Below are 14,991 nucleotides of genomic sequence, written 5' to 3'. Positions count from 1 at the left end.
CTAAGAAGTTTTAGACGTGGATATCGAGTAAGCTGCCAATGACTTCATTGTTTTTCTCAATGACGGATGCACCCACTCGGTTGTAACCTGCAGCTTGCGTCAGGTTGATGAGTGATTCAACTTTTTGAGAGGGGAGGCTAGGAGTTGAAGCGGTTATTGCGACATCTGCCACTTTAGCCAAATCGATGTTGTGAGAAGCGATCTCTTCTTTCACTTTACTTAAATTATCATTAATGCCATGCGCGGCTTTTTCAGCCATCTGCTGTGACATCTGAAGAATTTGGTGCCCAGATTGAATTCCTGATACAGGCATATCACCACTCCCAATACTATGCTAATGAGAGCATAGGTGGAGTTTATAAAACGTTCAAGTGTTTTATATCAATGATTTGATTAAGCAAACAGTTTAGAAAGCATTTCTCGCTCTTCAACAGAAAGTACTGGGTTTTGCGTTTTGTTTAACTTTACGCTTATCTCACCCTGTAATGATTTCAACTGACTCGCCGTTAAATCGCTGAGCTTTTGTTTAAGTTCATTAAATTGTTGTGCGTTCATCTCAATACCCTCGTTGTAATTCGGTTTATCCTTCATTTCCCGAAATTCTTCGTCCTTTGGATACAACATATTTATTCAACCTAGATAGATTAGAATTTGATCGATTGCTTTTTGTCCGAATATTGTCAAGGTGTGTTAAGTGATACGTCAGATTTTTCCTATGAAGGTACATAATTACCCACTTTGGGGTAGATAGAAAAGTAGAAAGAAAAAAGGAAGCGACAATCCGCTTCCCTTTTATATGCGTGTGTTACTAGTTAACCCTCACTGCAAACTTACTGGCGAGTGAATGTAGCTCTGGGAGCATGCGATAGATAAGGTGAAGTTGCTGCAATACCATGCGAGCGGAACTATCATCTTCATCTCGCCACTCATTCAAGCGTTGCTCAAGTCCTGCGTCGTCAATATTAGATAAATCGCACTCTTCGCAATGCTGGTGAAGCTGTTTATGGAGAACGTCTAAATGCTGATGAATACAGCGGTGTGCATCTAAAACGAGCTTATGAATTGACTCATCTTCAATGCGAGTTCGGTGCGCACCAAGAGCAGAAATATAGTTTAGCATTGCGTGATTTAACGTTAAGAAGCGGAAGCTCTCATCAACGGCAGCACGATATTTACCAGGTTCCGCAAGCATTGTACTGATGGCAGAAGAAAGTGAGGCATCACTGTTATGGGCCTGACGACGAGCAATGCGATAGCTCAAGTTGTCCTTTTTACCAATTCGATACTGACCAATGATCTGATCGAGATACTGTTTGTTAGCATCTATCGCATCCGACATGACTTTGTGCAGCCTTCTTGATTGCCAATCTGGCAAAATAACCAGCACGGCTCCTACAGCAAGCACACACCCGATGAGGGTATCAGCCAGTCGAGGAAGCACAACCGCGTAACCTTCACCTAACTGGTTGAATAAGAAGAGGACCAGTAGTGTGATAAAACCGGTTGCGTATCCGTAATTGTTCATCCGAAAGGCGAAAAACATCACGCCAGAAATAACGATGAATACTAACTGGCTTTCTTGAGAAGGGAAGAAAGTCAGTAATGGTACGCCAATTAACAAACCAGCTAATGTGCCTATGACTCGCGCTGTCAGTTTTTGACGTGTTGCGCTGTAGTTCGGCTGACACACGAAGAGAGTGGTTAAGAGTATCCAGTAACCTCGGTCGATGTTGAATACTTGAATGATTCCATAACCAATCGTCAAGGCAATCGACATACGCAATGCGTGTCGAAACAGCATCGAATCTTTGTGTAAATTCGCGGATATACGCTGCCACATGGCTTTTAATGTGTGCGGGTTAGTATCGGCGAGGGTATCTTCCTCTAGGCCCTCAACATCTGGGTTGTTAATGTTATTCAGTTGCTTTTCTACCGTCGCTAAGTTATTGAATAAATATGTTAACTGCATTAGCAGACGTTTCCAGTGTCCTTGCTTTTGTTCTTCTAAGTAAGCAAGTGAATTTTGCACTTCAGCTAAGGCCAAGATGGACTGATCGGTATGTGAGTATTCATTCCCTAGCTGAATCGCTAATGCAATATCACGACACGCTTGGGCTTGAGATTCCAAAAGATATTTAAAACGAAACAGCACATCAGAACGTTCAAATTCGGTCGCTAAATCCTGATAGCGATAATGGCTAGAACTGACGCGTTCGTGAATGTCTTGAGCGATGAAATAAATATTTAAAAATCGGTCACTAGGCCCATCAATGTGACCCCGTTTCGATCGGTTAAGTAATGTGGTTTTACAAGCGTTTAGTGCCGTAACCGTGGCAGCATTGCATTTTGCAGCTTCAATCCGCAGCGGTTGTGGCGTCAAGTTGGTCACAGGGTGAAAAAGCTTGGCTTTCGCATCGAGATAATTTGCCATTTGGAAGAACACATTGGCTAAGCTTTGTTGCACAGGCTGAAGAGGCCAAAATATCTGCCAAATCATCGACATGAAGTAATACCAAGCAGCACCAGTTAAAAGCAGTAGTGGCTGAAACCAAATGTTGGTGCTTTCATGTGCGCCAAGCATGGTGTAAATGGCGATCAGCAAAGAGCCAAAAGCAATGCTCGCGTATTTAGGACCTATCGCTCCAAGAATGATAAAACCAAAGGTTGAGATAAATAACCCTAATGCAAATGCCCAAGGGGTGTCGAACAAGATTTCAATTGAGAAAGCGGCGAGCGCAAAACAGAGAAAGGTCAGAATCAGCGCCTTGATGCGCCCAGTGAAGCTGTCATCACTCTCTGCCAAAGCAGCAGCAATAACGCCCAATATTAGCGGCGTGATCAGCGTGTTTTGCTCGAAGTACCAAGTCGGGATAACCACACCCAGTAAGGTGATTAGGATAAGAACGCTGTAATTTATGGTCTTGTTTGCCCAGTAGAGCCGAAATTTAGAAGTTGCTTGCACAATGCGCCTTATGTTTCCGATGAAGAACGGGGGAATACTACCAAACCCACTATAGCGCGTTTATGATTTACTTTAAGAAAAATTCGTTGTTGCTGATAAAATCAACAGGGATGTCATTGACTTATACTAAAGCAGCCACGCAATGTGTCTATAATTGTAAAGTCAGCTTCAAATAGAATGAGCTTTAGGTTACTAAATCGACAGTAATGTGAATTTTATTAAAGAATAAAATAAGATGCTTACTTAGGTGCTCGCCATTGCTACAATTTGGCGCCTTAAAATGATATAAATCGACAACTTCTAAATTAAAAGGCGCACGTTTCATGCAGCTCACTGCCACTAGCAAAGCACAGTTTTTTATTCAAAATGAGTACCATCACGTCGAAATAAAAGAGAACAGTGTTTTATTAAGCTCAATAGGCAGTGAAGAACATATTCCTTTTACGATCTGGAATGGCAAAGTTAGCGTAAAGCGTGGGTTGTTATGGAGCTCTTTGCAGTTTTTTGCTCATGAGCACGAAGGCAAACAACAAAGTTGGCTAGTACAAGGGCTACCGTGGCCACAATGCCGTAAGTTTGCTCTTGAAGCTGTTCGTCAGTATCAAGAATGGCACAATACTCAGTGCCGAAAACTGGCTGAGTATCTACCTAAGTGGGAAGAAGAGCTCTACAAACTTAAGCATCTTCCTGCTTATCTATCGCACTCTCAAGTGGTCTCCTGGGTGGAAAGTCTTAACCAAGAGTTAAGCGAAATGAAAACCACTCTAGAAGAAGCCAAAATGCGGATGCCGAATCGCATGGCGGAAATCGAACCTTGGCTTATTGATACGTCTGCGACGCTTGGTGAGCGTAATCGTGATTGGCTTGAGGAAGAACGTCCGAATTGGGAAGTGCTGTTTAATCGCATAGAATCTTCGCCTTTAAACTTATCCCAGCAATATGCGGTGTTGCTCAACGATGATCACAACTTAGTCCTTGCTGGCGCAGGCTCTGGCAAAACGAGTGTTTTAACGGCTCGAGTTGCATACTTGTTGCAAAGCCACCAGGCTCAAGCAGAAGAGTTGCTTATGCTGGCTTTCGGTCGTGATGCCGCGACTGAAATGAAAGAGCGTTTAGTGGATAAAGTAGGCATGGCCGCAGACGGTGTGCGTGTGAATACGTTCCATCAACTAGGCTTATATATACTCAATCAAGTTGAGCAACAGCCTGTTGAGATCAGTCCGTTGGCGTTAGATGACAACCAGCGAACAGCATGGTGTGTAGATTGGCTGAAAAAGCATTGGATGACGCCTACTAACTTTAAACGTTGGCAAAAACATTTAGACAAATGGCCGATTGCCTATTTAAAAGGGGACGATGAGTTAGGAAGTCACTCAGAAAACCCAAAACTGATCGCGTGGCTAGACTCTCAGCTGTCTCACTTAGCTGCGGTAGGGCTAACCAAAAAGCAAGTGCAAGAAAAGTTGGTAAATCACCAAGACTATACTCGTTTAAACAGCGAACTCGCCTTGTGTTGGCCATGTTTTACGGCGTGGCAGAAAATGCTTAAAGAAAGCAATCAAGTGGATTTCCCTACCATGATCAGTCGTGCGACAGATTATGTAAATAAAGGGAAATTTGTCTCCCCATGGCGCTTCATTATGGTCGATGAGTACCAAGATATCTCTCCAGACCGTTTAGCACTGATTGAAGCACTGTGTGAATCCACACAGAAACAAGCGGGTGCGACGTTGTTTGCGGTTGGTGATGACTGGCAGACCATCTATCAGTTTGCTGGTGCGGACGTCGATCTTATCACTGGGTTTAAAGAGCGCTTTGCTCACTCTACCGTTCATCATCTAGATACGACTTATCGTTTCAACAATCAGATTGGTGATGTGGCAAACACTTTTGTTCAGCAAAACCCATCGCAATTGCCGAAAACACTAAATAGCCACAAGCAACGTAAGCAGAAGAGTGTGCATACCGCACCGAGCAACCAAGTTGAAAAAATCTTGGATCAATTGAATCAACAAGCCAAGCAAACCAAGTCAGTCTTATTGTTAGGACGTAATCATTATCACAAGCCCGACTTGTATGACGATTGGTTGCGACGTTTTCCTAATCTCGATATTCGTTTTATGACTTGTCATGCGAGTAAAGGGCGAGAGGCTGATTTTGTCATTATTCTTTCTGTGGATGAGGGGCAATTCCCTGCGAAGAAGAAGCAAATTCACATTGATGGCGCACTGACCGAGTCCAAAGACAAATTCCCTCACGCAGAAGAGCGCAGGCTGTTTTACGTGGCGATTACGCGTGCGAAAGAGAAGGTTTGGATTACGCACACTGGCGCTGGATCCGCATTTGTTCAAGAGCTCGTCAATGGTGATTATCCGATCATCACTTCGCGTTGAAGGCAGAGTTCTGAATTTTAGAAATAATAAAGGCGATACTCAGTATCGCCTTTACGTTATTCGGTTGGAATCAAAGCTTACATGCGTTCAGCAAGATACGCTTCGTAATCCGGTACTTCAATATCCACTTCTTGCTCAAGAAGAGGGGAGTTAAACAGGAACTTAGCGGTGGCTCGGTTCGTTGCCACAGGAATATTCCAAACGCTAGCAATACGAAGAAGCGCTTTAACGTCTGGGTCGTGAGGTACGGCGTTTAGCGGATCCCAGAAGAAAACGAGCACGTCGATTTTGCCTTCTGAAATGAGCGCGCCAAGTTGTTGGTCACCGCCCATTGGGCCACTGATCATGCTCTTAATCGCCAGTCCAGTTTCTTTGCTCAACATGTGCCCGGTTGTGCCCGTCGCGTAAAGAAAGTGACTCTGCAGTTTTTCTTTGTTTTCTTTTACCCAGCGAAGTAGCTCAGGTTTGCAGTTGTCATGGGCAACCAAAGCCACATGTTTGTGGGTTGGCATGGTACGAATGGTTTTTTGCATCAAGATGTTTCCGTTTGTATGATTTTAAAATTGTTGTTATTCAATAGAACACGTTTTTTGTCTTTCAATCAACAGCCTTAACACGGAATGTCGGCCTATATTCTGACGGAGATAACGATTCTTCGATCGTATCGTCATGAAGTGTCTTCGGGGTCAGTGGTTTGATGGTTGGTGAGGCATGTTTGTCATACTCTTTGCCCCTTAAGTAATGCGCTGCTTGCATGACGGAAAGCCTGCCTTGCTGCACCATTTTATCTGTTGGTGCGAAGAGCACTTTGTTACGCAATAGTCCTCGGTAAACACCATGACTTAAGTACACAGAAACCAAACCGATCTCCTCAGCTTTGCCTGCGCTACGAAGTTCACTGATAGCGGCTTCAATCGCAACCGCGCTGCCAACGATATAATCTATATTTCCCATATCAATCACACGTTGAACCAGATTACGCTGTAACTCTTTGTCGTTGTCTGCCCAAAACGAGTCAACGATGTTGATATCACTTCCTTGGATAGCTTCATAAAATCCGGCAGTCACGGGCTTCGTGCCTCCACGAGTACGCGGCCCCAAAAGTAAGGCAATGTTTGTTTTTCCTGATCCCTTTGGATGGCGAGCAGCCAGATATTTTCCTGCTTCGTATCCCATCCAGTGCCAGTCAACACCGACAGTCCCTTTTAGCAACTCACTTTGTTCTTCATCCAAGTCGAGTTGGTTCACAGTAGCAAAAACGGGAGTATTCCCCACCCAATTTTTAAGTGAGTGCTCGTAAGCCTGTGGGTCCACGGTCCCAAGGACAATCGCATCTGCTCCCCATTGACTGCACAGTGCGAGTTGTTGCTCTTGACGCGTTTTGTTTGGGTAGCCACCCGCTTCAAGGACTCTCAGCTCGACGCCTTCTTTTTTCGCTTCGGACACCATTCCATAGTTTACTGATAACCAGTATGAATCCTTTAGGTGAGGGTAAATGGCACATACTTTTTCTGCTGCAACCACTGGTAAAGAAGCGACAAGGGCTAATGTGACTGCAGAATGTTTGAAAATTGTGCGAAATGCGTGTTGATTTTTAACCATGAAATGAAGTTCGTTGGCATAGATTAAGTAAACACTGCAAAATATAACGTAATATGTCGCTGAACACGAACATTAAGGTCATGAAAATATGTTGCTAGCAACCGCAAGCATCGGTCGTAAACTCTTGTTGTCTTTCATTGCGATGGCAATGCTGGTTATGTTATCGGCACTTATTGGTGTGTCTGGATTTTCTTTAGTTGCCAAGACGGAAAGAAATGTCGTGGATTCTGCAATTCCCGCCATGATTGAAGCGAGGCAAGTCTCTGAGTTGAGTACTCGCATCATTTCGTCTGTACAACTGTTATCAAACGCAAGAAACGAGCAGGAAAGAAAAGAGTCTGGGCGTGTACTTTTCGAACAGCTCGAATCATTACTTACTCATATCAAAGAGCTGGGGAGTGAGTCGTTTGATTCTCAATTGCTAGAAGATCTCGAGAATAACGTCCAGAACGTTATCGACAACTTGGCAGAACTTGGTGTTTCGGTTGAAAGAAAGCTGTGGCTGGCAAAAGAGATTGATACTCGTGTCGAAGAGATGCGCTTACTGAGTGAAGAGTTGGAACAGCTAACTCGGACGCAAGTTCAGAACACGAGCACCATTGCCGTTGCTAACGTCACACATATCTATGACTTATTAGAATCGAATAAAAAATCGCAAGTTTATCAGGCACTAGATGCGCTGGTGGAAGTGGATCTAGATCTGGCAGAGCGATTGCATGAGCTGCACTTATTGGCTTTTAAAATGCTGAATCAAATTGAAGAAGCTCGCACATTAACCAATATTGAGCGAATCCAGCAGGTGCAAAGTGATTTTGAAAGTAATCTAAAAATCATGAAGCGCCGTGTGCTTGCCGTGGAAGATCCCACTCGCTCTAAACAAATGAGCCAACTACTAACAGAGCTCGGTAAGCGTCAGGTCGTGTTCACTATTTTGATGCAGCAGTATGAGAATAACGAACAATCTCAGCAACTGATGCAAAAGACACTGGAATTGTTTTCGGAGCTGAATGGCACCGTAAACAAATTGGTTGATGACTCAAACAAAACGACAACCGTCGCTGTGGATGAATTGACGAGCACGCTGAAATTCGCTCAGTGGTCTCTAACGGTGATTTCAATTGTTGGTTTGATTGTGTTGGTGCTAATTTTATGGCGTGTTGTATACCTTTCTGTGGTTAAGCGATTGGCAGAGTACTCTGCCGCGCTGCTTTCTGTGGCGCAGGGTAACTTAGCCGTCGAGCTGGAGGTAAAAGGCAAAGATGAGCTAGCGCATATGGGGCAAGCTATCATCACGGCTCGAAATACAGCCCAAGCGCTAAAAGTGGTCGCAGAGGGAGAAGCTCAAGCCAAGCGAGAGCTCGAAGAGCACAAAGAGCATTTGGAAGAGCTCGTTGAGCAACGCACTTCACAGTTAAAACAAGCGAACCGTCGTTTGAATGAAGAGGTTTTGAATCACGCGAAAGCTCGTAAGCAAGCAGAGCAAGCGAGTCGAGCTAAATCAGCATTCTTGGCGACCATGAGCCATGAGATCAGAACGCCGATGAATGGAGTGCTCGGAACAGCACGTCTGTTGATTGACTCAGGCCTCAACCCCATTCAAAAGCGTTATGCGGAAATCATCAACCGCAGTGGTAAAACGTTGCTCGCGATTCTGAATGATGTGCTGGACTACTCCAAGATTGAAGCAGGGCATTTAGAGATTCGCCACATGGGCTTCGATTTACACCAAATGATTGAAGACACTTTCCAGTTAATGAACAGCCGAGCTCAAGAGAAGAAGCTGTTGTTTTCCTATCATATTGAAAGTGATGTAAGTCGCTATTGGAAAGGGGATGTCACCAGAATCAGTCAAGTGCTGAACAACCTCGTCGGAAACGCGATTAAATTTACTGACGAAGGTGAAATTGATATCTATGTTAGCCTCAACCCAGAGGATGAGTCGCAAGTCCTATTCGAAGTATCAGATACCGGGATAGGTATTGCCAAAAAAGATCAGAGAACGTTGTTTGATGCCTTCACGCAAGCCGAAGGTGGGATGAGTCAAACTGGAGGAACGGGGCTTGGCCTTGCCATCAGTAAACGAATCATTGAAGCGATGGGCGGCATTTTAGAAGTCGATTCTGAAGAAGGACATGGCAGTCGATTCTGGTTCTCCATTCCATTAGAGGAAAGTGAACCTGTTGAAACCGGTGCAGTGGCAACCGCGCGCTGCAAAGTGAAAGCGAAAGTCTTGTTGGTAGAAGACAATGAAGTAAACCGAGTGGTTGCGGAAGGCTTTTTAGAAAGCATGGGCCACCAGGTCGTGATGGCAGAAAACGGCTCACAAGCAGAGCAACTGATCAGCACGCAGGATTTTGATATCGCTTTAGTCGACATCAACTTGCCAGACTGTGATGGAACCGAGTTAATCCAACGTTTAAAACAAATTGAATGTAACAAACCAGCCAATAAAGCCCTTGCTGCTACGCCTATGATTGCAGTGTCTGCGCACGTTTTTGCCGAAGAAGTTGAGCGCTATTTAGCTGCAGGTTTTGACGGGTATTTACCTAAACCATTGGCAAAAGAAGCTCTAGCGGCATTGATTCAGGATGCGCTGGATGGAAAACCGTTGTTGTTGCCACAAAATGCCGACTGTACCCCGTTTGATCAAACTTCGCCTCAAGAACAAGCGATACAATCAAAGGTTGTTCAAGTCCCTAAAGCAGAGGAATCAGATGTGGTCATCATTAACCCGAGCGTGATTGAGTCCGATATGAAAATCTTGGGCAGAGAGAAGATGTTGCACATCATTAATCTGTTTAGAACGACCAGTGCCGATGTACTAAGCAAACTGCAAGCGTCTGCTGGTGGTAATGACAGTAAAGAAGTGAAGAACCTTGCTCACAAACTAAAAGGCAGCGCAGGGAGTTTAGGGCTTACTGCATTAATGAACTCTTGCCAAGCAATTGAAGCTGCGCCTCAACCTTTAGATACCTATATGGCGACTAAAGATCAATTGGCGTCTCAAGTGTCTGAATCAATTCAAGCTCTTGATGAGTTGATGGCGAAGTAAATCAATTGCATCCCAAAAACAAAAACCTCCGGCAAGCCGGAGGTTTTTTCTATTCGGTCATGTCATCTTCCCACTCGAATCGAGTGTCTAGGGCATAAGGGTCGTCATCAAAAGGATGCTCCACTTTGCCACGCAAGTATTCGAGTTGATGCTCAAGCATGTTGACCGTTTCGTAGTCTCCCTCAGAACAAGCAACGTAAATCTGTTGTTCAAGAGCGGCAATGTTATCTCGGATACCCATGAGAACCCCCTTAAATCATCATCGATTCTCAAAACGATTATAGTCAAGTAATCCAAATTCGATCGGTTGTTTTGTACGGTACCAATTGTGCAGACGATCGCTAAACGGCCAGAATTTTTCTGAGCTTCTGCGAATCGCAAAATTATCCAATAACTTAACGTAATCGGATTCATTTTGGATGGCACTAAATTGATCGACAAATTCTTTTACTTGATTTTCGTTTATAGAGAAAAATGCCGCTGGGTAGCTTCCCACAACGCCACGTACGATGGTCATATCATCGTTAGCAAAGTCGCGGTTGCTTTCTTCATCAAACAAGCTAGAAATATTCGTGTGTGCATTATTGTGAAGTAGGGTGAATAACTCATCTTTTCCAGACTGGCTTCTCACCATAAGCATGGTGATTTGCGGAACGGTTTTCAGGCCTTCTCCACGAACTTCGCCAATACGTCTGAGCTGTTTTTCACTTTGAGCAGAAAGCTCAGTATCTTTAATCTCGTAGCGCGGAAGAAGAACATCTGATACTCGTTCTCTAAGCAACTCGACTAACTCTGTTTTTGGATCGTCAGTTTTGTACTCGACGCTGGTTGGTTGGTTAAATGGCTTCACGTTGCGTTGTAAAAAGTCACTTAACTGTGGACTTTGATCTTTATACCAGCTTGATTGCAGTTCATGACGCATGTCGGTTGGCAGCAACGAGATAAAGTTACTTTCGCCTTCCAGACGCAAAAAGTCCATGAACATTCGTGTCATGAGTTGGTGGCCGAAGTTGCCGTACACATCAAACCCAGCAACGAGCAAATAGTGGATGCGTTCTAGTAACGCGTAGTCAAGAATCCATACCGTTTTCGGCTGCTCGCCAACTAACCCTTGTACGACTGACGCGCTGTCAAAGTGGCGGAAAATCGTTAATGCCGCATTGTGGTTGGTGCCATTACCGTCCCAAATTACGTCGGTGGATAGGTTTTCGCCTTCCTTAAACCAGTTATTGGTAAATTCAGACTTGGCTTCTAGGTAGCGAGCTTGCTGACGCGCGTATTTAACCCAGTTGGTAACCGGCAGAGTGTTGCTTTCCTGCTCTGCTGGCAGTCTTAGGTTATCAGCCTGAGAGCGGTAAAACTCATTTACTTCAGGGATATCTGCTTTATCTGGATCTAGAAAGAATATCCAAAAGCGATCATTGATAACATTCAGTGCAAGTTGGCCACGACAAACAGGCCCTTTAATGTAAGCCATGATCGTGTTTTGCGCATTGTCCAACATAAACTTGAAGCGTGATTTAACCGGAAGATCGATAAATGATGTCATCGGGTTTGCAGCAACTTCAGGTTCATAACTCGGTAGTTGATTAACCGTGTAATCAGCATCGATAAACCAAGTGTTCCAGTTTTCAATACGTTGCTTGTTTAACGCGAACGGCATGTGTGTTTTATCTACAATCGTCCCTTGTTCTGGAATAATTCGATAAAACACGCGCTCAACCCCGGGAGCATCGTACGGGCGACGTGTTGAAATACGTTTTACTGGTTGCCCCGGTGGAGTAGAAGAACGAACTAACGTAAAGAATCGAGGATCTTCAGTGAGTTCTGAAAAGTAGAGGTGAGACAAAAACAAATGCTCGTAAATATAGCGAGCCATCAGTTGATTTTTTAGATCAGCGCGATTGAGCAAAGTTTCATACTTGTCGATTTGAGCTTGCTCTTGTTCACTAATTGGTTGGTGAACGTTCATTATCGCGCCGTTTTCCAGCCAAGTCATCAGTGTGTGGTATTCACTGTTTGATAGGTTTGGCATACCAAAAGGCATTCCCCAGGTTGGGTTATCTTTTTCGTACTGTTCGTACTCTTCAATTGTTGGACAGGTTTGTTCTCGATCTATCGAAAAATCAAAACCTTCTAACTGGACTTGATCAGGCAGCGGGTGGCGTTCTTTTTGTTGTAGCAAACGTGCAATGAGGCCTGCATCAATGTTGGCCGCCATGCTCTGATCACGTTCGTTAAGTACCGGATGAAAACCCGCATCGCGCCACTCTTGGGTTGTTTCTGCATCTTCGAATAAGCGTGTTGGCGCGGCGGCAGTAAGTCTTGTTCCTTCATATACCAGTGCTTTGCTCGCGCCACGGTCAATACCCTCAACGGAAGAAAGCTTAAGCTGGCATGGTGCATCGTAGCACGCATGACAGACGACACAGCGGTTATCCATAATGGGTTTGACTTCGCTTTGGAAGAAGTTTGCTTGAGGTGTAGCCACGTCCGCCGTACGTTCACGAACGAGCTGTGGACCAAACAGTTGGTCATAGTTAAGGCCCGCATAGGTTGCACAGCCAGCAAACAATGTAGCAATGCAAAGTATAAAAATTAAGCGCAAATTCATTGAGTTATTTTACGTGATTAGAATTTGCATTAATTAAAGCAAAATAAGCGGTCAATTACCAAAAGTTGGAGCAATTCGCCGCGATTTCTTTACTTTTTTGAATGCTTAAATACATAACCTTGTCGATGAACAGTCTGAATTCGATCCGCGTTAATCCCTTCGCTAACCAGTCGTTTTCTTATTCTACTAATGTGCATATCGAGTGCGCGGTCATGCTCTGAGAACGTGCGCTTCAGTACCGTTTCATAAAGGAAAGGTTTGCTAAGTACTTGATCTTGATAATGAGTCAGAGTACGGAGCAGCTCGAATTGAACGCTTGTAAGCTGAACTAACTTTTTGTCTGGCGGACGATTTATCATCACAGTATGGCTGTGCTTATCCAGTACGAGCTCATATTCATTATTGAGACCGTTATCGGAAGCTGCCGTCTTAGGAGCAGACGAAAGGGTAGACTCAAACATATTGGCATTTTAATTAATAATGATAGTAAAAACTATTATCATTAATGTTAGCTTGAAATCAATGCTGTATTTTATTTGTAATGCAATATGTCTGAGTCATATCAAAATTCTGATATGGAAGAAATAACTCTACAACGGAAAGAGCACCAATTTAAATCGCCAAATCAATAGGTATTACCACAATTTCTAAAGCAAATAATCAGCTATTTTGGGGACTAGAGCAGCTGTTAATGTATCTAAAGTTCTTATTTCTAAGATTCGCTTATCCACTATTTCTAGACTATACATTCTGTTGCAGGAAGCTCTTTTCTAATACACACAGAGGTTTATATGACAGCGAAATATGGCGTAAAACGTCGATTAGCGATTCTTGCTGCCGCCTTAATTGGCGCGACAAGTAGCAGTATCGCGGCAGAGAAACCTAACATTCTCGTCATTTGGGGTGATGATATTGGCCAGTCCAATCTCAGTGCTTACACCTTCGGCTTGATGGGATACAAAACACCAAATATAGACAGCATCGCGAAAGAGGGCATGATGTTCACGGATTATTACGGTGAACAATCTTGTACTGCGGGTCGTTCTACTTTTATCACCGGCCAGACCGTCCTTAGAACGGGTTTAAGTAAAGTAGGGCTTCCTGGCGCGGATCTTGGCTTGAAGGAAGAAGATGCCACCATTGCCGAAATGTTGAAGCCGATGGGCTATATGACGGGTCAATTTGGTAAAAATCATTTAGGCGACAAAGACGAACACCTGCCTACTAACCACGGCTTCGATGAATTTTTTGGCAACCTTTATCACTTGAACGCCGAGGAAGAACCAGAAAACGTCGATTACCCTAAAGATCCAGAATTTCGTAAAAAGTTTGGTCCACGAGGCGTTATTCGCTCATACGCTGACGGCAAAATCGAGGACACCGGGCCTCTGACTCGCAAGCGTATGGAAACCGTAGATGAAGAGACGTTGGATGCGGCTCTCGATTTTATGGATCGTGCCGTCAAAGCTGAAAAACCTTTCTTCGTCTGGTGGAACGCAACGCGTATGCATTTCCGTACCCACGTGAAAGAAGAGAACTCGGGAAAAACAGGCATCAGTGAGTATGCAGATGGTATGGTTGAGCATGATAATCATGTCGGCCAACTACTGAAAAAAGTGGACGATTTGGGCATAAAAGACAACACGATAGTCTTTTATTCAACCGATAATGGTCCACACATGAACTCATGGCCAGATGCAGGTACAACGCCATTCCGTGGAGAGAAAAATACCAACTGGGAAGGTGCATATCGAGTCCCAGCGATGGTACGTTGGCCGGGTAAAATTAAAGCTGGCTCTGTCTCGAATGATATCATGCACCATATGGACTGGATGCCAACTTTCGTTGCTGCCGCGGGTGATGACAGTATCAAAGAGAAATTACTCAAAGGCTATAGTGCGAATGGTAAGAAATTCAAAGTGCATCTCGATGGTTACAACTTCCTGCCATATTTAACTGGCGAAGAAGAGAAAGCACCGCGTGAAGAGATTTTTTACTTCTCGGATGATGGAGACTTAACCGCACTTCGTTATAACAAGTGGAAACTGGTTTTCATGGAGCAACGAGCAAAAGGTACGCTGCGCATTTGGGCGGAACCATTCACCACACTTCGAGTTCCTAAGATCTTCAACTTACGTATGGATCCTTACGAAGTCGCTGATATCACTTCCAACACCTACTATGATTGGATGCTAGACCGTGCTTATATGTTGGTTCCCGCCCAAGCTTACGTAGGACGATTCCTCGAAACGTTTAAAGAGTTCCCACCAAGGCAAAAAGCGGCAAGCTTCTCGCTCGATCAGGTGATGGAGAAATTAAAAGAGAACCCAAATAAGTAGGCTAGTGCTACGTAAGCAATACGATGCAA

At 44.2% G+C, this 14,991-nt stretch carries 11 protein-coding genes; 3 read left to right on the top strand and 8 right to left on the bottom strand.

Annotation, left to right across the window (positions count from 1 at the left end; genetic code table 11):
* Positions 1-10: 10 nt before the first annotated feature.
* The 3 genes from NB463_RS11145 to yccS form a co-directional block, all read right to left on the bottom strand.
* Positions 11-313, bottom strand: coding sequence for a hypothetical protein (locus NB463_RS11145; RefSeq protein WP_104973607.1), 303 nt, complete (start codon positions 311-313; stop codon positions 11-13).
* A gap of 80 nt (positions 314-393) precedes the next feature.
* A complete protein-coding gene (locus tag NB463_RS11140; RefSeq protein WP_041853076.1) occupies positions 394-624 on the bottom strand; it encodes a hypothetical protein in 231 nt (76 codons plus the stop codon).
* Positions 625-808: 184 nt separating this feature from the next.
* Complete coding sequence (yccS, locus tag NB463_RS11135; protein ID WP_258431218.1) at positions 809-2,962, bottom strand: YccS family putative transporter; 2,154 nt, start codon at positions 2,960-2,962, stop codon at positions 809-811.
* A gap of 323 nt (positions 2,963-3,285) precedes the next feature.
* Between yccS and helD the strand changes: the two genes are divergently transcribed.
* Positions 3,286-5,355 (top strand): DNA helicase IV, encoded by a 2,070-nt coding sequence (gene helD / locus NB463_RS11130; protein WP_258431217.1) that lies wholly within the window; start codon positions 3,286-3,288, stop codon positions 5,353-5,355.
* A gap of 77 nt (positions 5,356-5,432) precedes the next feature.
* Here the strand turns inward: helD and NB463_RS11125 are convergent, their stop codons facing one another.
* On the bottom strand, positions 5,433-5,888 hold the full coding sequence (locus NB463_RS11125; protein ID WP_005376571.1) for a methylglyoxal synthase: 456 nt from the start codon (positions 5,886-5,888) through the stop codon (positions 5,433-5,435).
* Between the two features lie 64 nt (positions 5,889-5,952).
* Positions 5,953-7,002: a TMAO reductase system periplasmic protein TorT gene (gene torT, locus NB463_RS11120; protein WP_258431224.1), complete on the bottom strand. Its 1,050-nt coding sequence runs from the start codon at positions 7,000-7,002 to the stop codon at positions 5,953-5,955.
* A gap of 43 nt (positions 7,003-7,045) precedes the next feature.
* Here torT and torS point away from each other — a divergent pair, with 43 nt between their 5' ends.
* Complete coding sequence (gene torS / locus NB463_RS11115; protein ID WP_258431216.1) at positions 7,046-10,009, top strand: TMAO reductase system sensor histidine kinase/response regulator TorS; 2,964 nt, start codon at positions 7,046-7,048, stop codon at positions 10,007-10,009.
* A gap of 49 nt (positions 10,010-10,058) precedes the next feature.
* Here the strand turns inward: torS and NB463_RS11110 are convergent, their stop codons facing one another.
* The 3 genes from NB463_RS11110 to NB463_RS11100 all read right to left on the bottom strand — a co-directional run bounded on the left by NB463_RS11110 (position 10,059) and on the right by NB463_RS11100 (position 13,084).
* Complete coding sequence (locus tag NB463_RS11110) at positions 10,059-10,250, bottom strand: hypothetical protein (RefSeq protein ID WP_005376565.1); 192 nt, start codon at positions 10,248-10,250, stop codon at positions 10,059-10,061.
* 18 nt (positions 10,251-10,268) lie between these two features.
* Positions 10,269-12,623, bottom strand: a complete 2,355-nt coding sequence (locus NB463_RS11105) for a fatty acid cis/trans isomerase (RefSeq protein WP_258431215.1) — start codon at positions 12,621-12,623, stop codon at positions 10,269-10,271.
* A gap of 89 nt (positions 12,624-12,712) precedes the next feature.
* Entirely contained in the window at positions 12,713-13,084 is a 372-nt protein-coding gene (locus NB463_RS11100) for a winged helix-turn-helix domain-containing protein (protein WP_258431214.1), read from the bottom strand.
* A gap of 330 nt (positions 13,085-13,414) precedes the next feature.
* Here NB463_RS11100 and NB463_RS11095 point away from each other — a divergent pair, with 330 nt between their 5' ends.
* Positions 13,415-14,962, top strand: coding sequence for an arylsulfatase (locus tag NB463_RS11095; protein WP_258431213.1), 1,548 nt, complete (start codon positions 13,415-13,417; stop codon positions 14,960-14,962).
* Positions 14,963-14,991: the final 29 nt, after the last annotated feature.

The sequence above is a fragment of the Vibrio sp. RM-41-2B genome, from assembly GCF_024744415.1.
Taxonomy (GTDB): Bacteria; Pseudomonadota; Gammaproteobacteria; order Enterobacterales; family Vibrionaceae; genus Vibrio; species Vibrio diabolicus.
Note: the sequence above shows the minus strand (reverse complement) of the source record. Positions and strands in the feature narration are given on the sequence as shown.

Bases quoted from the DNA above. Each gene is read 5' to 3' on its own strand.
- NB463_RS11145 (WP_104973607.1), bottom strand. From the start codon at position 313: ATGCCTGTATCAGGAATTCAATCTGGGCACCAAATTCTTCAGATGTCA.
- NB463_RS11140 (WP_041853076.1), bottom strand. From the start codon at position 624: ATGTTGTATCCAAAGGACGAAGAATTTCGGGAAATGAAGGATAAACCG.
- helD (WP_258431217.1), top strand. From the start codon at position 3,286: ATGCAGCTCACTGCCACTAGCAAAGCACAGTTTTTTATTCAAAATGAG.
- NB463_RS11125 (WP_005376571.1), bottom strand. From the start codon at position 5,888: ATGCAAAAAACCATTCGTACCATGCCAACCCACAAACATGTGGCTTTG.
- torS (WP_258431216.1), top strand. From the start codon at position 7,046: ATGTTGCTAGCAACCGCAAGCATCGGTCGTAAACTCTTGTTGTCTTTC.
- NB463_RS11110 (WP_005376565.1), bottom strand. From the start codon at position 10,250: ATGGGTATCCGAGATAACATTGCCGCTCTTGAACAACAGATTTACGTT.
- NB463_RS11105 (WP_258431215.1), bottom strand. From the start codon at position 12,623: ATGAATTTGCGCTTAATTTTTATACTTTGCATTGCTACATTGTTTGCT.
- NB463_RS11100 (WP_258431214.1), bottom strand. From the start codon at position 13,084: ATGTTTGAGTCTACCCTTTCGTCTGCTCCTAAGACGGCAGCTTCCGAT.
- NB463_RS11095 (WP_258431213.1), top strand. From the start codon at position 13,415: ATGACAGCGAAATATGGCGTAAAACGTCGATTAGCGATTCTTGCTGCC.